Source organism: Methylobacterium sp. Gmos3 (assembly GCF_056430985.1).
On the sequence record NZ_JBWJYL010000006.1, the window covers coordinates 194830 to 215152 of the forward strand.

21 protein-coding genes are annotated in these 20323 nt (G+C 70.2%); 15 read left to right on the forward strand and 6 right to left on the reverse strand.

The features are described 5' to 3' along the window. Nucleotides 1–25: 25 nt before the first annotated feature. Complete coding sequence (gene bioB / locus ACS5Q7_RS14055; protein WP_478339918.1) at nt 26–1024, forward strand: biotin synthase BioB; 999 nt, start codon at nt 26–28, stop codon at nt 1022–1024. A gap of 259 nt (nt 1025–1283) precedes the next feature. Here bioB and ACS5Q7_RS14060 read toward each other — a convergent pair whose 3' ends face one another. The 4 genes from ACS5Q7_RS14060 to mnmA form a co-directional block, all read right to left on the reverse strand. Further along, entirely contained in the window at nt 1284–2693 is a 1410-nt protein-coding gene (locus ACS5Q7_RS14060; protein WP_478339919.1) for a sensor histidine kinase, read from the reverse strand. A gap of 182 nt (nt 2694–2875) precedes the next feature. Then, nucleotides 2876–3652, reverse strand: a complete 777-nt coding sequence (locus ACS5Q7_RS14065; RefSeq protein WP_478339920.1) for a TVP38/TMEM64 family protein — start codon at nt 3650–3652, stop codon at nt 2876–2878. Beyond that, nucleotides 3649–4302 carry a class I SAM-dependent methyltransferase gene (locus ACS5Q7_RS14070; protein WP_478339921.1) on the reverse strand — a complete coding sequence of 218 codons (654 nt, stop codon included), beginning with the start codon at nt 4300–4302 and terminating at the stop codon, nt 3649–3651. The genes ACS5Q7_RS14065 and ACS5Q7_RS14070 overlap by 4 nt, the downstream gene beginning before the upstream one ends. Before the next feature lie 62 nt (nt 4303–4364). After that, nucleotides 4365–5516, reverse strand: coding sequence for a tRNA 2-thiouridine(34) synthase MnmA (mnmA, locus tag ACS5Q7_RS14075; RefSeq protein ID WP_478339922.1), 1152 nt, complete (start codon nt 5514–5516; stop codon nt 4365–4367). Between the two features lie 242 nt (nt 5517–5758). Between mnmA and ACS5Q7_RS14080 the strand changes: the two genes are divergently transcribed. The 8 genes from ACS5Q7_RS14080 (at nt 5759) to flbD (ending at nt 13377) form a co-directional block, all read left to right on the forward strand. Next, nucleotides 5759–6988, forward strand: coding sequence for a flagellar hook-length control protein FliK (locus tag ACS5Q7_RS14080; protein WP_478339923.1), 1230 nt, complete (start codon nt 5759–5761; stop codon nt 6986–6988). Between the two features lie 12 nt (nt 6989–7000). After that, a complete protein-coding gene (locus ACS5Q7_RS14085; protein WP_478339924.1) occupies nt 7001–7696 on the forward strand; it encodes a flagellar hook assembly protein FlgD in 696 nt (231 codons plus the stop codon). 91 nt (nt 7697–7787) lie between these two features. Then, nucleotides 7788–8063: a CtrA inhibitor SciP gene (sciP, locus tag ACS5Q7_RS14090; RefSeq protein WP_238204121.1), complete on the forward strand. Its 276-nt coding sequence runs from the start codon at nt 7788–7790 to the stop codon at nt 8061–8063. Nucleotides 8064–8264: 201 nt separating this feature from the next. Beyond that, nucleotides 8265–9917 carry a flagellar basal-body MS-ring/collar protein FliF gene (gene fliF, locus ACS5Q7_RS14095; protein ID WP_478339925.1) on the forward strand — a complete coding sequence of 551 codons (1653 nt, stop codon included), beginning with the start codon at nt 8265–8267 and terminating at the stop codon, nt 9915–9917. A 17-nt stretch (nt 9918–9934) separates the two neighbouring features. Then, nucleotides 9935–10978: a flagellar motor switch protein FliG gene (locus tag ACS5Q7_RS14100; protein ID WP_478339926.1), complete on the forward strand. Its 1044-nt coding sequence runs from the start codon at nt 9935–9937 to the stop codon at nt 10976–10978. Further along, on the forward strand, nt 10975–11580 hold the full coding sequence (locus ACS5Q7_RS14105) for a FliH/SctL family protein (protein ID WP_478339927.1): 606 nt from the start codon (nt 10975–10977) through the stop codon (nt 11578–11580). The genes ACS5Q7_RS14100 and ACS5Q7_RS14105 overlap by 4 nt, the downstream gene beginning before the upstream one ends. A gap of 12 nt (nt 11581–11592) precedes the next feature. After that, a complete protein-coding gene (gene fliN, locus ACS5Q7_RS14110; protein ID WP_478339928.1) occupies nt 11593–11925 on the forward strand; it encodes a flagellar motor switch protein FliN in 333 nt (110 codons plus the stop codon). A 90-nt stretch (nt 11926–12015) separates the two neighbouring features. Then, the gene (gene flbD, locus ACS5Q7_RS14115; protein WP_478339929.1) at nt 12016–13377 is read left to right on the forward strand and encodes a sigma-54-dependent transcriptional regulator FlbD; all 1362 of its coding nucleotides are present in this window, start codon (nt 12016–12018) and stop codon (nt 13375–13377) included. Between the two features lie 7 nt (nt 13378–13384). Here the strand turns inward: flbD and ACS5Q7_RS14120 are convergent, their stop codons facing one another. Beyond that, complete coding sequence (locus ACS5Q7_RS14120) at nt 13385–13669, reverse strand: hypothetical protein (RefSeq protein WP_478340136.1); 285 nt, start codon at nt 13667–13669, stop codon at nt 13385–13387. A gap of 83 nt (nt 13670–13752) precedes the next feature. Beyond that, nucleotides 13753–15069 (reverse strand): KpsE/RkpR family capsule polysaccharide export protein, encoded by a 1317-nt coding sequence (locus ACS5Q7_RS14125; RefSeq protein ID WP_478339930.1) that lies wholly within the window; start codon nt 15067–15069, stop codon nt 13753–13755. A gap of 177 nt (nt 15070–15246) precedes the next feature. Between ACS5Q7_RS14125 and ACS5Q7_RS14130 the strand changes: the two genes are divergently transcribed. The 6 genes from ACS5Q7_RS14130 to ACS5Q7_RS14155 all read left to right on the forward strand — a co-directional run bounded on the left by ACS5Q7_RS14130 (nt 15247) and on the right by ACS5Q7_RS14155 (nt 20318). Then, the gene (locus ACS5Q7_RS14130) at nt 15247–15690 is read left to right on the forward strand and encodes a hypothetical protein (protein ID WP_478339931.1); all 444 of its coding nucleotides are present in this window, start codon (nt 15247–15249) and stop codon (nt 15688–15690) included. A gap of 26 nt (nt 15691–15716) precedes the next feature. Next, nucleotides 15717–16775: a lysylphosphatidylglycerol synthase domain-containing protein gene (locus ACS5Q7_RS14135; RefSeq protein ID WP_478339932.1), complete on the forward strand. Its 1059-nt coding sequence runs from the start codon at nt 15717–15719 to the stop codon at nt 16773–16775. Further along, nucleotides 16775–17497, forward strand: coding sequence for a flagellar type III secretion system pore protein FliP (fliP, locus tag ACS5Q7_RS14140; protein ID WP_478339933.1), 723 nt, complete (start codon nt 16775–16777; stop codon nt 17495–17497). Before ACS5Q7_RS14135 ends, fliP begins: the two co-directional genes overlap by 1 nt. Before the next feature lie 108 nt (nt 17498–17605). Further along, nucleotides 17606–18151: a TadE/TadG family type IV pilus assembly protein gene (locus tag ACS5Q7_RS14145; RefSeq protein ID WP_478339934.1), complete on the forward strand. Its 546-nt coding sequence runs from the start codon at nt 17606–17608 to the stop codon at nt 18149–18151. After that, a complete protein-coding gene (locus tag ACS5Q7_RS14150) occupies nt 18151–18897 on the forward strand; it encodes a TadE/TadG family type IV pilus assembly protein (protein ID WP_478339935.1) in 747 nt (248 codons plus the stop codon). The genes ACS5Q7_RS14145 and ACS5Q7_RS14150 overlap by 1 nt, the downstream gene beginning before the upstream one ends. Beyond that, complete coding sequence (locus tag ACS5Q7_RS14155) at nt 18882–20318, forward strand: pilus assembly protein TadG-related protein (protein WP_478339936.1); 1437 nt, start codon at nt 18882–18884, stop codon at nt 20316–20318. The genes ACS5Q7_RS14150 and ACS5Q7_RS14155 overlap by 16 nt, the downstream gene beginning before the upstream one ends. Nucleotides 20319–20323: the final 5 nt, after the last annotated feature.

Sequence of the window (20323 nt, forward strand, 5' to 3'; positions counted from 1 at the left end):
CCGGCCGAGCCCGGCAAGAAACGGCATGAGCGAGCCTGCCGTGACCCTCCGGGACGACATCCGCCACGATTGGACCGTGGAGGAGATCCGCGCGATCCACGATGCCCCGTTGATGGACCTCGTGTTCAGGGCGGCGACGATCCATCGCCGCTACAACGACCCGACGGACATCCAGCGGGCCTCGCTGCTCTCGATCAAGACCGGGGGCTGCCCCGAGGATTGCGCCTATTGCCCGCAATCGGCCCACCACAAGGAGGCCGGGGTGGAGCGCGAGCGGCTGATGAAGCCGGAGGCCGTGCTGGCCGAGGCCGCCGCCGCCAAGGCCGCCGGCGCCCACCGCTTCTGCATGGGCGCGGCGTGGCGCCAGCCGAAGGACGGACCGGAATTCGACGCGGTGCTCACCATGGTGCGCGGCGTGCGCGCCATGGGCATGGAAGCCTGCGTGACGCTGGGGATGCTCTCGCCCTCGCAGGCCGGGCGCCTCGCCGAGGCGGGGCTCACCGCCTACAACCACAACCTCGATACCGGGCCGGATTTCTACGGCGACATCATCTCCACCCGCACCTACGACGACCGGCTCCGCACCCTGGAGAACGTCCGCGCGGCGGGGATCGGCGTGTGCTGCGGCGGCATCGTCGGCATGGGCGAGGAGACGACCGACCGGGCCGCGATGCTGCAGGTCCTGGCGAACCACGCGCCCCACCCGGAGAGCGTGCCGATCAACGCCCTCGTGGCCGTGCCGGGCACGCCGCTGGCCGACCAGCCGGCCGTCGACCCGTTCGACCTCGTGCGGATGTGCGCCACCGCCCGCATCGTGATGCCCCGCGCCCGGGTGCGCCTCAGCGCCGGCCGCAAGAGCCTGACCCGCGAGGCGCAGACCCTGTGCTTCCTGGCCGGCGCCAACTCGATCTTCTACGGCGAGCGCCTGCTGACGACGGCCAATGCCGACGAGGACGCGGACGTCGCCCTGCTGGCCGATCTCGGCATCCGCGTGCCGGTGGAGACCCGCGCGGCGGCGGAATAGGCGACACCGCACCCCACGAACCGCCCACTCGTCCTCCCATCCTGAGTGCCAGGCCGGAAAGGTCGCGACGGCGCCTCACACCTCACCGTCTTTGCGAGCGTGAGCGAAGCAATCCAGGGGCGGGAGGGCCGCTTCCGATTGTGGAGCGTCCCTGGATTGCTTCGTTCCTCGCAATGACGGAGGGGGACGCGACCTTTCCGGGAAGACTCCGAGGTGCCCGTCTCAGGATGAAGAAGAGAGGTGGGCAGCCTTTCCCCCCTCACGCCGCCGGCAGCACGATCCGGAAGCGGGTGCCGCTCGGCGTGTCGTCGAGGCAGAGGCTGCCGCCGTTCATCTCGATGAGTTCGGCCGCGATGGGCAGGCCGAGGCCGGTGCCGCCGGCCTTCACCGAGCCCTGGAACGGCGCGAACAGGTTCTCCCGCGCCCGCCGGGGCAGGCCCGGACCGTTATCCGAGACGAGGATCGTCACCTTGTCCTCCGGTCCCGCCGCCGCCGTGACCCGCACCGTCGCCCCCGCGACCGCCGCCCCGTCGAGGGCCTGAACCGCGTTGCGCACGAGGTTGGCGAGCGCCCGCGCCAATTGCTCGGAATCGGCCAGGACCGAGAGGCCGCCCGCATCGACGCTCACCGCCACCGGCTTCGCGGCGAGGGCGGCGATATCCGGCAGATCCGCCAGCAGGGGCGCCAACGGCGTCGGCGCGAGCTGCGGCTCCGGCTCGATGGCCCGGCCATAGGCGAGCGTTCCCTCGCAGAAGCGGATCGCCCGCGCCAGGGTGCCGACGAGGAGCGGCGCGATGCGCTGCACCGAGGGGTCGGCGGCCGATTCGAGGCGGTCGCCGAGGAGTTGCGCCCCCGTGAGGAGGTTGCGCAACTCGTGGCTGATCTTGCTGACGGCCAGCCCGAGTTCCGCGAGGCGCCGCTTCTGGCGCAGCTGGTCCGCGAGGCCGCGCTGCATCTTCGCCAGGGCGGCCTCGGCCTGCCCGATCTCATCGGTGCGGTTGGACGGCGTGATGATCCGCGCGGCATCCTCCGGGGCATCCGCGAAGGCGGTGATGTTGGTGGCGAGCCGGCGCACCGGGCGCACGATCAGCACCTGCAGCGTCACGAAGACGAGCCCCGCCGCCACCGCCGCGATGATCAGCGAGGAGACCGCGAGGCGCAGCGCGTAATCGATCATCGCCGTGCGCAGGGGTGCCTCATCGAGGAGGATCTCCACGCGGCCGAAGCCGGGCTTGCCCTGCCCGAGGACGCGGATCGGCTCCGTGACCGGCGAGACCAGGGTCCGCCACGCCCCGCGCAGGGCGCTCCAGGTCGTGACCTGCCCGAGATCGACCGTGTCCGCGACCCGCTCGGGGATCGGCTCGATGGCGAGAAGGCGCTGCGCCCCGCTACCGCGCACGGCGATGGCCCGCGCGTTGACGCCCTGGAGCAGCCGGCTCTCCAGCTCCTCCGAGACGGGTTCCGCCGTGCGGCCGTCGAGGACCAGGGCCGCCACCTGCGCGGCGGTCAGCCGGTCGTCCATCCATTCGATGCGGTAATTGGCGACGGCGGGGACGAAGGTCAGGATCTCGGCCACCACCACGAAGGCGACGGTGACGAGGAACAGCCGCCCGGACAGGCCGAGCCTGCGCGGGCGCAGGTCGACACCGGCCACCGGGGCGGCCGACACCTCCCGAGCCGGTCCGACAATGCTGTCGGTCTCCGCTTTCACGCGAACTCACGCCCCCCCGCTTCCACCGGCTTCAGACGGCCAGACGATGGAGCAGCCCGCCGTCGATAGCGCTGGCTCGCCCCAGCGTCGAGGGCAGGATGGCGGGCTGCGTATGAATACCTCTGCAACGATGACGCGCGTCAGGCCCGGCGTCGCATCCGCCGGCTGAGGACGAGGGTCACGAGGCCGAAGGCACCCAGCGAACCCAGCCCGGCCACCATCTTGGGCGTGACGAGGGCGGACAGGGCGATGGCGTCGTCGCAGCCCGAGGCGCCCTCGGCGAGGCAGGCGGCGCGGGCCGTCTCGTGGGCGGCGACGACATCCTCGATCCCCGCCCCCGTGGTGGCATAGACGAGGGCGCCCGGCAGCAGGCCGAGGAAGGTCGCGGCGGCGAAGGTCCGTAGTGTCACGCCGCAGGCGGCCGGCGCGAGGTTCGTGACCCAGAACGGGAAGAGCGGCAGCACCCGGAAGGTGGCGATATAGCCGAAGGCGTCCCGCCGGAGGGCCGCCGCGAACCGTTCGAGGCGCGGGCCGCCGAAGCGCTGGAGCAGATCCCGGCCGGGGCCGCGCCCGATGGAGAAGACGAGGGAGCCGCCGGTCGTCGCGGCGCAGACCGCGAGCAAGGCGCCCGGCACGATGCCGAACAGGAAGCCGCAGACCATGGTGAGGAACAGCGTCGCCGGCACGGAGACGATCACCGCGCCGAGATAGACGAGAAACGCCACGACCATGGCCCGCCCGTAGCCCTCCGCCACGAAGCCCTTCAGCCACGCGCGGGAGGCGAGCAGCCTGTCGAGGCTAAGGAGATGCGCCGCGCCGGAGACGAGCACCGCCACGGAGAGGCCGACGAGGAGGAGGAAGGGCAGCCAGCGGCGGACCCGCCGCCAGCGGCTCTCCAGGGGCGCCTGCGCGCTCACCCGGCCTTGCGCATCCGCAGGATCTTGAAGAAGCCGCCGGGGAAGGTCGGCTTCAGGCCCAGCACCTCGACGCCGTTGCGCCGGGCCCAGGCCTCGATCCGCGCGGCCTTGAAGTCCGACGACCAGCCGATCTTCGTGCAGAGGGGGGCCACCACCTCCTCGACCTTGGCGAGCGGCCCGGCATCCTGGCCGAAATGGTTGGCAAGCACGATGCCGCCGCCCGGCCGCACCACCCGCAGGAACTCGGAGAGCGCGGCCTCCGGGTCCGGCACGAGGGTGATGAGGAACTGCGCCACCACCGCGTCGAAGCTCGCATCGGCATAGCCGAGGTGGCACACATCCATCACCTGAAGGCCGCGCACATGCGACAGGCCCTTGCGTTGGACCTTGCCGCGGGCGCGCTTCAGCATGTCCTCCGAGAGGTCGACGCCGCAGACGAAGCTGCCCTTCGGGTAGTAGCCCAGCGCCAAGCCGGTGCCGACGCCGGCTTCGAGGATGCGCGGCCCGTGGACGGAGGCCGCCTCCACAGCCGCCCGCGCGGCGGGCTCGGTGAGCTTGTCGTAGACGACGTCGTAGACGGGCGCCCAGCGGGCATAGGCCTTGCGCATCAGGGCCGTGCTCGGCCCGGCCACCTGCGGCTCGCTCAACATGGCTGTCGGATGGTCCTGGGTTGGGAGAAGCTAGGCCGCCACGGGGGGCAAGTGGCGCACGATCAGGCCGCTTCCAGCGGCTTGGCCGAGAACGCATCGACGCGGCGAATGGTGCCGCCGCCGAGCACCCGCGCGCGGGGATCGTCGTCGTCGTAGATGACGCAGGCCTGCCCGGGGGAGACGCCGTCCTCGGCTTCCGCGAGGACGATCTCCGCGCCCGCCTCGTCGAGGGTGAGCAGAGCCGGCCGGGGCGGACGGGTGGAGCGCACGCGCACCGCCACGGGCAGGTCGCGCACCGCCTCGCGGGCGCCGTCGCCGAGCCAGTTCAACTCGGTGAGGCGGATGCGGCTGGTGGCCAGCGCCGCGCGGGGGCCGACGACCACGCGGGCGGTCTCCGCTTCCAGCCGCACGACGTAGAGCGGTTCGCGCCCCGAGAGGCCAAGCCCCCGGCGCTGGCCCACCGTGTAATGCAGGATGCCCTCGTGGCGTCCGAGGGAGCGGCCGGACAGGTCCACGATCTCGCCGGGACGGGCGGCGTCCGGGCGCAGGCGCGCGATGACATCGCTGTAGCGGCCCTGCGGGACGAAGCAGATGTCCTGGCTGTCGGGCTTCTCGGAGATGGCGAGCCCGAGGTCGCGGGCCAGCGCCCGCGTCTCGTCCTTGCCCATCTCCCCCAGCGGGAAGCGCAGGAAGGCGAGCTGCTCGGCGGTGGTCGCGTAGAGGAAGTAGCTCTGGTCGCGGGCCGGGTCCATCGCCCGGTGCAGCGCCCGGCCGCCTCCGGCCAGGGGCCGGCTCGCCACGTAGTGGCCGGTGGCCAGCGCATCGGCGCCGAGTTCCTTGGCCAGCCCGAGGAGGTCGCGGAACTTCACCGTGCGGTTGCACTCGACGCAGGGAATCGGCGTCTCGCCCGCGAGGTAGCTCTCGGCGAACTTGTCGATCACCGCGTCGCGGAACCGGTCCTCGTAATCGAGGACGTAATGGGGAATGCCGAGATGGTCGGCCGCTGCGCGGGCGTCGTTGATGTCCTGCCCCGCGCAGCAGGCGCCGCGCCGGTGGGTCGCCGCGCCGTGGTCGTAGAGCTGCAGGGTGACGCCCACCACGTCGAACCCCTGCCGCTTGAGCAGGCCGGCGACGACGCTGGAATCCACGCCGCCGGACATGGCGACGACGACGCGCGTCTCGTGGGGTGGGTTCGGAAGGTCGAGGGTGTTCATCTCGGGCCGCGTCAGGCGGCCTTGCGCCCGAGGCCGCCGGTCCGCCGGCCCCGTCTATAGCGGTTGCAGGCCCCGGTGAAAACCGCCACCCGGCAGATCCTGCCGGCCGGACGGCAGCTTCCGCCGTCGCAGGCGGGCCGGGACACCGGGGATCGCTCGGCATTCCCACGTCATTCCAATGGTTTAGACGATTTTTGGCTCTGGCTCGGCCCTTGCTCGCTCGGCAGGGAGGAGTCAGGTGCATGGCATTGGGCGGGACGGATCGGGTGGAGACCAAGGCGTGGCGCTCGCAAGGCCAGAGGGCCGAGCCGGCGTGGCGCGCGGCCGACTCGCAGCCGTCGCGGTTCGACGCCATGCTCGCCAAGCCGGAGGCCGCGACCCCGCGCAAGGCCGACGACACGCAGCCCCAGGATCGCAGCGCCGCCCGGAGGGACGACAGGTCCGCCGACACCCGCGAGACGACCAAGGCCCGTTCGTCCGCCGACGACTCGCCCCGCGCGGCCCGCTCCGACGACGGAAAGCCCCTCCGCGACAAGGCCCCGGCGAAGCAGGATTCGGGCGACGGCAAGACGGCCGATGCCGACGCGACCCCGGAGAGTGCAGGCAAGCCGGCGAAGGCCGCCGCCACCGACGGCACGGCCAAGGAGGAGGCTGCGGCAACGACCCCCACACCGACCCCGGTGCTGATCCAGATCCAGCAGAACCCGACGGCGCCGTCCCCTTCCGCCCAGGCCGCCGCCCCGGCCCAGGCCGCCGCGACGGCCACGGTTGAGACGGCCGCCGCCGCGAGTGCCGCCGCCTCCATGGCCGGCGCCGTCGACGCCTCCGGGACCGGCGACGCCAGCGCACCTACGGACGGCAAAGGCTCCGACGCCAAGGATTTCCTCGCCCTTCTCGGCGAGACCGGCCCGGGCGCGGCCAAGGCCGATGCGTCCGCCGCGACCGCGCCGCAATCCACCGCGACCACGGGTGTCACGCAGACCACGTCCAGCGCCCCGGCGACGGCGACCCAGGCAGCCCAGGCCGCAGCGCCGACGCCGCCCGCCGTGCCCATCGGGCAGGTGCCGATGACCATCGGCCTGCGCTCGCTCGCCGGCTCCAGCGAGTTCCAGATCCGCCTCGATCCCGTCGAGCTGGGTCGGATCGACGTGAAACTCGAGATCGACAAGGCCAAGGGAACGGTGGCGACCCATCTGGTCGTCGACCGCCCCGACACACTCGCCCTGCTCCAGCGCGACGCAGGCCAGTTGCAGCAGGCCCTGACCCAGGCTGGGCTCGACCCCAGCGCGGGAGGGGTGAACCTCTCCCTGCGCGGCGAGGGCGGCGGCAACGCGGGCGGGCAGGCCGGCGACCAAGCCGGCGGCGACGGCCGTCAACACAACCCGTGGTCGGCCGAGAACGCCGACATGCCCTCCGAGGCCGTGCCCCTGCGCATGCTGCGCGGCTACGGCGGCCTCGACATCCGAATCTAAGGAGACACTCCCATGACCGCCGGCATCTCAAGTCTCGTCAGCAGCGGCACGTCCTCCTCGAGTTCGTCGAGCTCGTCGAGCAGCACGACAGACGCCACCGGCATCGCCAACAACTTCACCCAGTTCCTGACCCTGCTCACCACGCAGCTCAAGAACCAGAACCCCCTCGACCCGATGGACACCAACCAGTTCACGCAGCAGCTGGTGCAGTTCGCGGGCGTCGAGCAGCAATTGAAGACGAACGACCGGCTCGACAGCATCCTCACCGCCTCGCAGACGGCGAGCACGGCCACGGCCACGAGCTATATCGGTAAGACCGTCACCACCGACGGCACCTCGGCCCAATTGCAGAACGGCGCGGCCACCTGGACCCTCGATCCCGCCCGCGCGGCGCCGAAGGCCGTCATCACCATCAGCGATTCCAAGGGGAACGTGGTCGCGACCCAGACCACGGCCCTCACCGCCGGCAGCCAATCCTTCACGTGGAACGGCAAGACCTCGGCGGGCCTGACGGCGGCGGACGGCACCTATTCCCTGAAGGTCGCGGCACAGGACACCACGGGCGCCAATGTCACCGTGGATACAAGCGTGACGGGCACTGTGACGGAAGTCGATCTCAGCGGAACCACGCCGATGCTGCTGGTGGGATCGCAGAAAGTACCCCTGTCCAGCGTCCAGCTGATCGGGTTGTCCACAAGCGGCTCGTAACGAATCGCATGCGAGCGGTCTGCTTCACCATCTCTTAGGTGAGCGCAAGTAGCTTCATCCCTCGACGGGTTAGTCGAGTGTAGAGCGTATCATGACAGAACCCCACCGCCCGAGAGTGAAATACGTGATCGGGCCCGACGGCAGTCCCCTGACGATCGCGGACCTGCCGCCGCCGACCACCCGGCGCTGGGTGATCCGCCGCAAGGCCGAAGTCGTGGCCGCCGTGCGCGGCGGCCTCCTCAGCCTGGAGGAGGCCTGCAAGCGTTACACGCTGACCACCGAGGAATTCCTGAGCTGGCAGTTCTCCATCGACCAGCACGGCCTCGCGGGCCTACGCACCACGCGCATCCAGCATTACCGGCACTAACGGCGGCGGGACGTGCCAGCCGACCCCGGCAGCCGTCCCTCCGAGCCTCCGCCGGCCCGAGCCGCGCCCGGATCAACCCCGGCGCGGCTTTCGCACGTCCGGACATCCCGCACGGATCTTAACGGGTCGCTAACCACAAACCGGGCAATTTCTGCCGAGTGGTCCCGTTCCGGGGCCGCCCGCGTCCCGAGCGTCCCACCCGTGAAGCCGATCATCGATCTCGTTACGAAGCTCGGCCCGGCCCGGCTCGCCGCGATGGCGGCCGTGACCCTGACGCTCATCGGCTTCTTCGCGTTCATCATCCTGCGCGTCTCGCGCCCCGACATGGGCGTGCTGTTCTCCGACCTGTCGATGCAGGATTCGGCCGCCGTGATCCGCGACCTCGACGCGCGCGGCATCCGCTACGAGACGAAGGGCGACGCCGGCCAGACCATCCTGGCCCCCCGCGCCGACCTGCCGCGCCTGCGCATGGACCTCGCCGGCAAGGGCCTGCCGACCCAGGCCGGCGTCGGCTACGAGATCTTCGACAAGGGCGACGCGTTCTCCTCCACGAACTTCGTGCAGAACGTGAACCACCTGCGGGCGCTCGAAGGCGAGCTCGCCCGCTCGATCCGCGCCATCGGCCGGGTCCAGGCGGCCCGCGTCCACCTCGTCCTGCCGGAGCGGCGCCTGTTCGAGCGCGACCGCGAGACGCCCTCGGCGGCGATCGTGCTCAAGCTGATGGGTGACCTCGATCCGGGGCAGGTGCGGGCGGTGCGCCACCTCGTCGCCTCGGCGGTCGAGGGACTGCGGCCGGACCGGGTCTCCATCGTGGACGAGCGCGGGCGGCTGCTCGCCGATGGCGCGCGCGGCGCGGATCAAGAGGGCGCGGCGGCCATGGAGGACCGGCAGCTCGTCCTGGAGAAGCGCCTGCGCTCGCAGATCGAGGACGTGGTGGCCGGCATCGTCGGCCCCGGCCGGGCGCGGGTGCAGGTGAACGCCGAACTCGACCTCAACCGGATCGAGAGCCGCTCCGAGACCTTCGACCCGGAGAGCCGGGTGGTGCGCTCCACCCAGACGCGGACCGAATCCTCCCTGACCGGCGGCCCCGAGGGCGGGACGACCTCGGTCGGCAACGAGTTGCCGGGCGCCAATGGAGGCGACAAGCCCCCCGCCCAGAAGGACGCCACCAACAAGAACGAAGAGACCACGAACTACGAGATCTCCCGCGTCACCAAGACCGAGGTGGCCGAGGGCGGCCGGCTCAAGCGGCTCTCGGTGGCGGTGGTGGTGGACGGCGTCTACGCCGTCGGCCCGGACGGCAAGCCGGTCTACAGCCCGCGCCAGCCGGCCGAGATCGAGCGCATCACCGCCCTGGTGCGCAGCGCGGTCGGCTTCGACAAGGCGCGCGGCGACCAGATCGAGGTGGTGAACCTGCGCTTCGCGGAAGGGCCGGCGGGGACGCCGCAATTCGACGAGCCGGGGCTGATCCAGTCGCTGCTCTCGCCCACCAAGGACGACGTGATGCGCCTGGGCGAACTCGGCGTGCTCGCCCTCCTGACGCTGATCGTGCTGATGACCGTGGTGCGCCCGCTGGTGAAGCAGGTGCTGGCCCCGCCCGCCGAGGCGGCGGCGGCCGCCGCGGCCGGCGGCCTGATCGAGGGCCTGCCGCCCGGCGCGACGATCACCCTGCCCGGCGGCACCGGCGGCACGGTGACGGTGGTGGAGCGCGACAGCCCCACCGCCCGGCTGATGGAATTCGCCAAGATCAACGGCCAGGTGCAGGCGGAAACGGTGCAACGGGTGGTCGACATGGTGCGCGCGAGCCCGTCCGAGACGGTCGAAGTGCTGCGCTCGTGGATCCACGAGGATTGAGGAGCTGAGGAAGGACGATGGCGGCGGGTGTCGGCGTACCGGAGAAGGCGAACGACGTGGAGTTGGTGCGGCTCGACGGCCCGCAGCGCGCGGCCGCACTGCTGCTGATGCTCGGCGACGAGGAGGGCGCGCCGATCTGGCAGGCGCTGGAGGAGGAGGAGATCAAGAAGGTCTCCGCCGCGATGGTGCAGCTCGGCGCGCTGGAGGCGCGCACGGTGGAGAAGCTGATCATCGAGTTCGTCACCAAGCTCGGCAACAGCGGCGGCATCTCCTCGAATTTCGAGCGGACCGAGGCGCTGCTCCTGAAGATCTTCCCCAGCGAGCAGGTCTCGCTGATCATGGCGGAGATCAAGGGTGCGTCGGGCAAGCGCGTCTGGGCCTCGATCGCCCAGGTCGATCCCGAGATCCTGGCCTCGTTCCTGCGCAACGAATACCCGCAGACCGTCGCGGTGGTGCTGTCGCGGGTGCGCGCCGACTACGCCGCCAAGGTGCTCACCATCCTGCCCGAGGATTTCGCCATCGACGTGCTCAACCGGATGCTGCGCATGGAGACAGTGCAGAAGGAGGCCCTTCGCCACATCGAGGAGACGCTGCGCGTCGAGTTCGTCTCGACCATCGCCCAGACCCAGCGCCGCGACGCCCACGAGATGATGGCCGACGTGTTCAACGCCTTCGACCGGCAGACGGAGGGCCGGTTCCTCGCCGCCCTCGACCAGGCCAACCGCGGCTCGGCCAAGCGCATCCGCGAACTGATGTTCACCTTCGAGGATCTGCTGAAGCTCGATCCGGGCAGCGTGCAGACCCTGATGCGCAAGATCGAGCCCGAGACCCTGTGCCGGGCGCTGAAGGGCGCCAACGAGCGCACGCGGGCCTTCTTCATGGCGCAGATGTCGACCCGCGCCGCCAAGAACCTGACGGACGAGATGCAGGCCCTCGGCCCCGTGCGCCTCAAGGAGGTCGATGAGGCCCAGGCCAAGATGACCGAGATCGCCAAGGACCTCGCCGAGAAGGGCGAGATCATGATCGCCAAGAACAGCGCTGAGGAGGAGCTGGTCTATTGAGCCCCGCGCGCCGGACGACGCCATTCCTGTTCGACACCGACTTCCGCCGGCCCCAGCCGAGCGCCGAGGCCGCGCGCGCCGCCGAGGAGGCCGCGCAGGCCGAGCAGACCGGCTACGCGCGTGGGGTGCAGGAAGGCCGCCTCCAGGCCGAGGGGCAGGCGCAGGCCCGCCTCGCCGACGCGATGACGCGGCTCGCCCTCTCGGCCGCCGGGTTGCTGGCCTCCGCCGACGCGCGGGAGGCCGAACGCGAGGCGCAGGCCGTGGAACTCGCCATGCTGATCGCCCGCAAGGTGGCGGGCGAGGCCCTCGACGCGCAGCCGCTCGCCGGCATCGGCGAGGCGGCCCGCACCGCCCTCCAGCACCTGCGCGGGGTGCCCCACCTCGTGGTGCGGGTCCATGACAGCCTCGTCGAGGAGGCCGAGACCCTGGTGAAGCGCCTCGCCCGCGAGCGCGGCTTCGAGGGCCGCCTCGTGGTCCTCGGCGACCCCGATACGGTGCCGGGCGATGCCCGGATCGAATGGGCCGATGGCGGCGTCGTGCGCGAGCGCGCCCGCATCGAGGCCGCCGTCGCGGAGGCCCTCGGCCTCCCCTCCTTCTCCTGACGCGGAGGACGCATGTCCGACGATTTCAGCCTACCCCAGCTCGGCGACACCGACGGCGAATTCGCCCCGGAATCGATCCGCGACGCGCCGACCACGCCGAAGACCGCCGCCGACCTCGAGCAATTGTTCGACGTGCCGGTGATGGTCTCGGCGGTGCTCGGCGCCGCGCGGATGCCCATCGGCGACCTGCTGCGCCTCGGCCCCGGCACGGTGCTCGAACTCGACCGCAAGGTCGGCGAAGCCATCGACGTCTACGTGAACAACCGCCTGGTCGCCCGCGGCGAGGTGGTCCTCGTCGAGGACCGGCTCGGCGTGACGATGACCGAGATCGTCAAGGGCGAATGAAATGGGGATCCCGAAGGGCCGAGCCCTTCGGCGGGTGCGGGGCGGCGCCCCGCATGACCCCCTCGAACCGTTGGTAGAAGGAACAGGCCCATGCGGCTCCTGATGATCGGCCGGCTCAACGGCGAGCTCATCACCGCCTCGAAGATCGCGATGTCGCGCGGCGCGTCCGTGACGCAGGCCGACGGCGTGCCCCAGGGCCTCACCGTCCTGCGGGCCAAGGGCGCGGACCTCGTGATGGTCGATGTCGGCCAGCCCATCGCCGGGCTGATCGGCGCGCTGGAGGCCGAGCGCATCCGCACGCCCGTCGTCGCCTGCGGCGTCTCGGCGGATGCCGACGCGGCGGTGGCGGCGATCCGGGCGGGGGCGCGGGAATACATCCCCCTGCCGCCCGACCCCGAGATGATCGCGGCGGTGCTGGAGGCGGTGGCCGCCGACCGCAGCCCGTTCGTCTGGCGCGATGCGGCGATGGAGCGGGTGGTGCGGCTCGCCGAGCAGGTCGCCCGCGCGGAGGCCTCCGTGCTGATCACCGGCGAGAGTGGCACCGGCAAGGAGGTGCTCGCCCGCTACCTGCACGCGAAGTCGAACCGGGCGGCCAAGCCCTTCGTGTCGGTGAACTGCGCCGCCATCCCCGAAGCCCTGCTCGAATCCGAGTTGTTCGGCCACGAGAAGGGCGCCTTCACCGGGGCCATCGCCCGGCGCATCGGCCGGTTCGAGGAGGCCCATGGCGGCACGCTGCTCCTCGACGAGATCTCCGAGATGGACGTGCGGCTGCAGGCCAAGCTGCTGCGGGCGCTGCAGGAGCGGGTGATCGACCGGGTCGGCGGCACCGCCCCGGTCAAGGTCGATATCCGGGTGCTCGCCACCTCGAACCGCAACCTCGCGGAGGAGGTCCGCAAGGGCACGTTCCGCGAGGATCTGCTCTACCGGCTGAACGTCGTCTCCCTGCGCCTGCCGCCGCTGCGCGAGCGCCCCGGCGACATCCTCGAACTCGCCGCGCATTTCGCCCGGCGCTACGCCGAGTCGAATGGCCTGCCGATGCGCCCGCTCTCGGTGCAGGCGCAATCGCTGATGCTGAAGAACCCGTGGCGCGGCAACGTGCGCGAGTTGGAGAACACGCTCCACCGGGCGGTGCTCCTGGCCTCGGGACCGGAGATCGGCCCGGAGGCCCTTCTCACGCCCGAGGGCGATACCCTGACGGCGGACGGGCCTGCGGCCCGGGCGGCCCAGGCCGCCGAGGCGGTGACGCGGGGTCTCGTCGGGCGCACCGTGGCGCAGGTCGAGTGCGACCTGATCCTCGACACCCTGGACCATTGCCTCGGCAACCGCACCCATGCGGCCAAGATCCTCGGGATCTCGATCCGTACCCTGCGCAACAAGCTCAACGAATACGTGGCCTCGGGCCTCGACGTGGCCGAGCCCGGCCAGGCACGGGCGAGCGCGGCGATCGGCTGAGGACGCCCTATCGCCGCCCGAGGGATTGCGCCTTGTGCTCCCTCGCCTGGGCGGCGAAGGCCTCGTCCAGCTTGCGCAGGGATTCGTAGCGCGCGACGTCGCTCTCGATGTCGCGGATCGTCTCTTCCACGAGGTGGCGGCGATAGGCGGCGCGGGGGTCGGACGGGTCGAGCCCGTCGCGCTCCTGAAGCCGCAGCACCGCTTCGCGCACCCGGCCATAGACGGTCTCGCGCGCCTCGCGCGACATGGAGGGATCGATCGCCTTCGCGACGAGGGCCGAGAAATCCGACATGGGTGGCGAGGACGGGGACGAGGCGGACATCGCGGCCTGCTGTAAATCAGCCGGTGGGAAAACGGTATCCGCTTCCCGCCCGGTCAGCTCCGCTGATCCTTGATGCCGGCCTTGACCAGGGTGAACGAACTCCACAGCACCGTGAAGCAGAACAGCATCACGAGGACAGTCCGCACCCGCTCGGGATAGAGCGATTCGGTCGGCAGGACCGGCTGCTCGAAGGTCGCCAGGAAGATCTGCTGCTTCGAGGCGGAAATCCGCGCCCGGTCGAACAGCGTGTGGGCGGATTCCTCGAGCTTCTCGGCGATGGTACGCTCAACCACCAAGCCTTCGTAGGCGAGCAGGGCCTCGGTGAGGTTCTGCTGACCCTCCGACGGCCCGCTGCTCGTCATCTCGTCCTGGAGGCCCTTCATCTGCTGATCGAGGGCGGCGACCTGTGCGGCGAGCGTCTGGATCGAGCGCGAGCGCTCGTCGAGGTTCGAGGAACGCAGGACCTGAAGGTCGCCGTCGAGCTTGAACTTCTCCTTGCGCAGGAGGTTCAGCGTCACCAGCGTGCCCTCGGCGGTCTTCACCGGATCGATCAGGCCCCACTTGTTGCGGAAGCTCATCACGGCGAGATGCGCCTTGCGCAGGCGCTCCTCGGCGGCGGCGGCGTCCGACTTGGCCTGGGCAACCATATCGGCCTGGGCGCGCTTCGAAATCTCGTTGATCAGCACCTCGGAGCGGGCCACGACCTCCCGGGCGATGGTGACGGCATCCTCGGGCGTGAAGGCGCGCACGTTCAGGCGGATCACGCCGGAGATGGCGTCGATGTCCGCGCTGGTCTGCTTGCGCCAGTATTTCGTGAGCTCCTCGATCGGCTCGTTCGGGTTGAACCGCGCCCAGAAATCCGCTTCCGGCCGAGAGTACATCTTCGAGATGTGGAGCTTCTTCTCCAGCTCCTCGACCAAGGCCTGGCTCTGGATGTAGTCGCGAACGATGTAGCCGTCCTGGCTGTTGTGCTTCTGGATCAGCGACGTGAACTGGCCGACGCTGGTGTGCTCCATCGGCTCGACGTTGCCGCGCACGGCGAACTGGGCCGAGGCGGTGTACTGATCCGAGGCGAAGGCAAACATGTAGACGGCGACCACCATGGTCGGGAGCAGCACGAACAGGCCGACCCGGCGCATCAGCATGCCGCTGTAGCTGGCCTGCACCTCCTCCTCCCGCGAGGGGCCAAGGCCCGGCAGGCGGCGCCAGTCCAGGCGCGTCGAGGCCGAGCGCAGCCGCGCCAGCGCCCCGCGCTTCTCGGGGATGGGCCGGATGGTCTCCGCCTCGCGGCGAAGTTCGGTCATCGTCGGCTGGACCAGCGTGACGAGTTCGCCCTCGCGCTGGTCCTCCTTGACGTCGTCCAAGCTCATCCGCTCGCTGTTCCTGATCTGCGCCGGTCCCTCGACAAGGAAGCCGGCCGAGGACGGCCGTGCGCCACTTCGGGATCCCGCTCTTTTCGGCCCTTTTTAAGGCATCGCCGGGCCGCGTTGCTGCGCCGCATCGCAACCGCTACCGCCGGCCTCCCCTTCCTGCGATGGTCGCGCCCGATGACGACGGATGCACGACACAGCGCGACGACACTTCCCGCCGGGAGCCGCAGCGCGAAGCCCAAGCCGCGTGGCGCGAAGTCGAAGTTCGGCGGCCTCGCCGTGGTCTGCGCCAAATGCGCCAAGCGGCAGGGCCTGCCGGCCAAGGCGATCCGCAAGCTCCTGAAGGAGGCCCATGCCGGCCTCGCCCCCGCTCCCGAGGGCAAGGCCAAGCGGCGCAAGCTCTGCGTGATCGAATCCGGCTGCCTCGGCCCCTGCCCCAAGCGGGCGGTGGCCGTGGCGACGGGGGCGAGCCTCGCGAGCGGGCGGGTGCTGCTCCTCGATCCGGCGGACGGCATCGAGGGCGCCCGCGCGGTCCTGCTCCCCGAATTCGGCCCCATTGCCCCTCTAGCCGCTGGTGCGGATACTGGCGGCGCGGGGGACGACTCGCCCCGCTCCCCCTGAGACGCCACGGCGAGGACGCCCCGCCCTTGGATTTCGCTTCGAACCGGTCGCACCGGGCCTGCATCGGGCACGCGGTGCTGCGGCGGCTGCCGCTCGCCGGCACGCTCGTCGGGCTCGGCCTCGCCGCGTGGCTCGTGGCGACGAACGACCTCGCCGCCGTGGCGACGGCCTTCGGGAAGATCGGCTTCCTCGGCCTCGCGGGCGTCGTGCTGGCGCGGGCGGCGGCGATCCTCATCTGCGGCCTCGCCTGGGCGCGGCTGCTCGACGGGCTCGTGCCCTCCCCGGCCGGCGCCTGCCTGACGCTGCGTTTCGTGCGCGAGGGCATCAACGTGCTCCTGCCCGTGGCCTCGGTGGGCGGGGACGTGCTCGGCGCGCGGCTCCTCACCTTCTGGGGGGTGCCCGGCGCCCTGGCGGCGGCCTCCGTGCTGGCGGACATGCTGTTCCAGGTCGGCACTCTCGCCCTGTTCGCGGGCCTCGGCGCGGGCCTCCTCAGCCGGGTCCAGAGCCCGGAGGCGGTGGAACTCGCCCATTGGACCCTGCGCTCACTCGGGGTGGCGGCCCTGCTGCTCACCGCCTTCTTCGCCCTTCAGCGCACCGGGCTGGCGCGGGTACTGGAAGAACGGATCGCCGCCCTCGGCCGCCGCTTCGTGCGCGAGGCCGAGGCGCAGCCGGAGCCCCGCCCGCAGGTGCAGGGCGCCCTCGACGCGGTGTGGGGCAAGGGCCGGCGCGGACGCCTCGTCCAATCCCTTTGCCTGCATGCCCTGGCCTGGCTGTTCGGCGTCGCCGAGGTCGCCATCGTCCTCGCCTGCATCGGCGACCATCCGTTCGGCCTGACGGAGGTGGTGGCGATCGAGGCGCTGGGGCAGGCGATCAAGGCGGTCGGCTTCCTCGTGCCGAGCGGGCTCGGCGTGCAGGAGGGCGGCTTCGTGCTGGTCTGCGGCCTGTTCGGGATCGATGGCGGGACGGCGCTCGCCCTCTCCCTCGCCAAGCGGGTGCCGGATGTGGTGCTGGGCCTCCCGGCCCTGCTGGTGTGGCAAAACCTTGAGGCGCGGAGAACCGGTGTCAATCCGGCCGCGACGCCGTGATGACCCGTCTCCTCCTCGCCCTCGCCGGGCTGATCCTCCTCGCCGGCCCGGCCTCGGCCCAGAGCCTCACCGTCGATCTTGGCGCGGGGGGCACGACCGAGCGCGCCCTGCAACTCGTGGCGCTCATCACCGTGCTGGCGGTGGCGCCCTCGGTGCTGGTGATGGCCACCGCCTTCACCCGCATCGTCGTGGTGCTCTCGATCCTGCGCTCGGCGCTCGGCACCCAGACCGCTCCGCCCACGGCGGTGATCATCAGCCTCGCCCTGTTCCTCACCGCCTTCGTCATGGCCCCCACGGGCCGCGAGGCCTACAATGCCGGCATCGAGCCGCTGGTGGCGGGGCGGATCACCCAGGCGCAGGCCTTCGAGCGCGCCTCGGCGCCGTTCAAGAGCTTCATGCTGAAGAACGTCCGCGAGAAGGACCTCAAGTTGTTTCTCGACCTCGCCAAGGCTCCGGTGCCGAAGGGTCCGGAGGATGTCGGACTCGAGATCGTGACTCCCGCCTTCATGATCTCCGAGTTGCGGCGCGCCTTCGAGATCGGCTTCCTCCTGTTCATCCCCTTCCTCATCATCGACCTCGTGGTCGCCTCGGTTCTCATGGCGGTGGGCATGATGATGGTGCCGCCCGCCACGGTCGCGCTGCCGTTCAAGCTGATCTTCTTCGTCCTTGTGGACGGGTGGGGATTGGTGGCCGGCTCGCTCGTGCAAAGTTACGGAAATTAAGGGTTACCGCCGCCCGCTGGCTGGATTCGCGCAACCCTACCGAGAAGATTAGGCTGGTTCTGCAATCAAATTAGCTCGGATTTAAGCTGTCGGCGCTTAAATCCGCTCATGGTCGCGTTCCGAAAATTCATCGGCGACCGGCGAGGTGCGGCGGCTGTTGAATTCGCCCTCGTTGGCACGCTCTTCATCATGACGACGCTGTTCGTCATGCTGGTCGGCGTAATCCTGTATATCACCCAGGCGGTGGATTACGCGACGAGCGCCGCCGCCCGCGACATCCTCACCGGCACGGCCCAGGCGAATGCCGTCACCGCCGGCACGTTCACGCAGAGCCTGTGCACCCGGCTGCCGCCCGGCATCCAGTGCGCCAACTTGGTCGTGAACCTCTACAAGATCACGGAGGCATCGCAGCCGGCCGGCTATTACAGCTACGTGAAATCCGACACGAGCGGCCTGTCGATCCCGGCGCTGACGCCGGGGATCGGCACGTTCGACCTCGGCGGCCAGGGCGATTACCAATACCTCCAGGTGATCTACCCGATCACCTTCCTGCCCTCCGGCTTCGCCTCGATGCTGAGCGGCGGCGCGACCTTCAACGGACAGCCTGCCTACCTCGCCATCGCGACGGCGGCCTTCCGCAACGAGCAATTCTGATGCGCCCGGCGCGCGTCCGTCCGGCCGCCTGGAGCCGCCTGCTCGGCCGCTTCCTCGGGGCGGAGCGCGGCGTCGCGGCCATCGAATTCGCGGTGATCCTGCCGATCCTGCTCACCCTGCTGCTCACCGGCACGCAGGTGGTGATCTACATCAACGCCAGCCGCAAGGTCGGGCAGGTGGCGCGCTCGATCAGCCAGATGATCTCCCAGGCCAAGCCGCCGCCGGACAATTCCACCACGACGGCGACGGTCAACGCGCTCGACCTGCATTTCAGCTTCGACGCGACGATGGTGATCTTCCCCTACCTGCTGAGCGACGCCAAGCGGCAGAACCTCGCGTGGTGGTCCGACATCTCGATCAACTACGCCAGCATCGCCTTCACCAAGACCACGGCCACCTGCAACGACCCGACCGACCAGAGCGCCTGCTACACGGCGAACGTCGTCTGGACGAGCACCGGCACGGCCCAGCCCTACGGCACGAGTTACCGGCCCTGCACGACGGCGCAGCTGCCGGCCGACAACACGGCCGCGCCGAGCCGCACCGCCCTGCCGCGCTCGGTCTTCGGCCCGGCCTCGCTCGTCGTCATCGACGTGGTGTTCAACTTCACGCCGACACTCGGCTCCAAGTTCTTTCCCGCGATCAAGATCGCCCGCAGCGCCTACGTGCAGCCCCGCTACGCGAGCCTGATCAACTACAACACCGACAACAGCGACGGCATCGCCACCAAATGTCCAGGCTACTGACCCGCGTGAGCCGGCTCGCCGGCCGGGGCGCCACGCTGCCCCGCGCCCGCGAGGGCAACATCAGCATCATCTTCGGGCTGAGCCTGATCCCGGTCCTGGGCCTGATGGGCCTGGGGGTGGATTACGGCATGGCCATCACCACCAAGGCCAAGCTCAACGCCGCCGCCGACGCGGCCGCGCTCGCCGGCGTCGTGACTGCCAAGGCCTTCATCGCGGCCAACCCCACCGACCCCAACGTCACCCAGAACGCCATCGCGGCGGGGAAGCAGCAGGCCATCAACTCGTTCGCGGTCAATGCCGGCAAGGTGCCCTACACCACCGTGAGCGTGACGGCCAACACCGTGGAACGCGACGGCCAGACGATCAATTCGACGATCCAATATACGGCCACGATGCAGAACAACTTCGGCAAGCTGTTCAAGACGCCGACGACGTCCATGTCCAACACCGTCCAGGCCTCGGCGGACCTGCCGAGCTACCTCGATTTCTACCTGATGGTCGATGTCTCGGGCTCGATGGGCCTGCCCTCCTCGACGACGGCCATGGCCAAGCTCGCCTCCCAGAACACGGACATGTGGTCGGACTACCAGCAGGGCTGCCAGTTCGCCTGCCACTTCCCCGGCTACAACGGCTGGAACTTGGCGGCGGGCAAGATCCCGCTGCGCTCGGATGCGGTGAACAATGCGGTCTGCAACCTGGTCAAACGGGCGGCGGTGCCCCTGGTGCCGAACCAGTACCGGGTCGGCATCTACCCGTTCATCAACCAGCTCGGCACCCTGGCGGGCCTGACGAGCAACATCGCGGCCCTCTCCACGGCGGCGCAATGCGGCCTCGCGTGGCCGCTGGCCTTCACCAACCTCCTCGATACCGGGACGACGCAGCTCTACACCGGCAACGATCCGAGCACCGGGACGGGGTCGGGCGGTACCCATTTCGAGGTGGCGATGCCGCAGATGAAATCGACCGTCGCAGTCTACGGCGACGGATCGGCCGCCTCCAAGCCGAGGCCGTTCGTGTTCCTCGTCACCGACGGCATGCAGAACGGCCAGCACTTCTTCACGTGGAACGGCAAATATACCTACCCCGGCAACCCGTCGAACTTCTCGGGCTACAATGCAGCCTGGTGGGACGGCTCACAGCCGGCGCAGATCGACCCGAACACGTGCACGGCGCTGAAGAATGCCGGAGCGACGATCTCGATCCTGTACATTCCGTACAATCAGATCAACTTCGTCAACAACAGCGGCGGCATCGCCTGGGAGAACAACCGGGTCAACGGCTTCAGCCCGACGCTGGCGACGCCCCTCCAGGCCTGCGCCTCCACGGGCTATTTCTACACGGCCAATTCGCCGGCCGACATCAACAACGCCCTGGACCAGATGTTCACCCAGGCGCTGAAGGTCGCCCGCATCATCAAGTGAGGCCT

Coding starts and splice junctions, on each gene's coding strand:
- bioB (WP_478339918.1), top strand. CDS start 26: ATGAGCGAGCCTGCCGTGACCCTCCGGGACGACATCCGCCACGATTGG.
- ACS5Q7_RS14070 (WP_478339921.1), bottom strand. CDS start 4,302: ATGTTGAGCGAGCCGCAGGTGGCCGGGCCGAGCACGGCCCTGATGCGC.
- mnmA (WP_478339922.1), bottom strand. CDS start 5,516: ATGAACACCCTCGACCTTCCGAACCCACCCCACGAGACGCGCGTCGTC.
- ACS5Q7_RS14080 (WP_478339923.1), top strand. CDS start 5,759: ATGGCATTGGGCGGGACGGATCGGGTGGAGACCAAGGCGTGGCGCTCG.
- ACS5Q7_RS14085 (WP_478339924.1), top strand. CDS start 7,001: ATGACCGCCGGCATCTCAAGTCTCGTCAGCAGCGGCACGTCCTCCTCG.
- sciP (WP_238204121.1), top strand. CDS start 7,788: ATGACAGAACCCCACCGCCCGAGAGTGAAATACGTGATCGGGCCCGAC.
- ACS5Q7_RS14100 (WP_478339926.1), top strand. CDS start 9,935: ATGGCGGCGGGTGTCGGCGTACCGGAGAAGGCGAACGACGTGGAGTTG.
- fliN (WP_478339928.1), top strand. CDS start 11,593: ATGTCCGACGATTTCAGCCTACCCCAGCTCGGCGACACCGACGGCGAA.
- flbD (WP_478339929.1), top strand. CDS start 12,016: ATGCGGCTCCTGATGATCGGCCGGCTCAACGGCGAGCTCATCACCGCC.
- ACS5Q7_RS14120 (WP_478340136.1), bottom strand. CDS start 13,669: ATGTCGGATTTCTCGGCCCTCGTCGCGAAGGCGATCGATCCCTCCATG.
- ACS5Q7_RS14125 (WP_478339930.1), bottom strand. CDS start 15,069: ATGAGCTTGGACGACGTCAAGGAGGACCAGCGCGAGGGCGAACTCGTC.
- ACS5Q7_RS14130 (WP_478339931.1), top strand. CDS start 15,247: ATGACGACGGATGCACGACACAGCGCGACGACACTTCCCGCCGGGAGC.
- fliP (WP_478339933.1), top strand. CDS start 16,775: ATGACCCGTCTCCTCCTCGCCCTCGCCGGGCTGATCCTCCTCGCCGGC.
- ACS5Q7_RS14145 (WP_478339934.1), top strand. CDS start 17,606: ATGGTCGCGTTCCGAAAATTCATCGGCGACCGGCGAGGTGCGGCGGCT.
- ACS5Q7_RS14150 (WP_478339935.1), top strand. CDS start 18,151: ATGCGCCCGGCGCGCGTCCGTCCGGCCGCCTGGAGCCGCCTGCTCGGC.
- ACS5Q7_RS14155 (WP_478339936.1), top strand. CDS start 18,882: ATGTCCAGGCTACTGACCCGCGTGAGCCGGCTCGCCGGCCGGGGCGCC.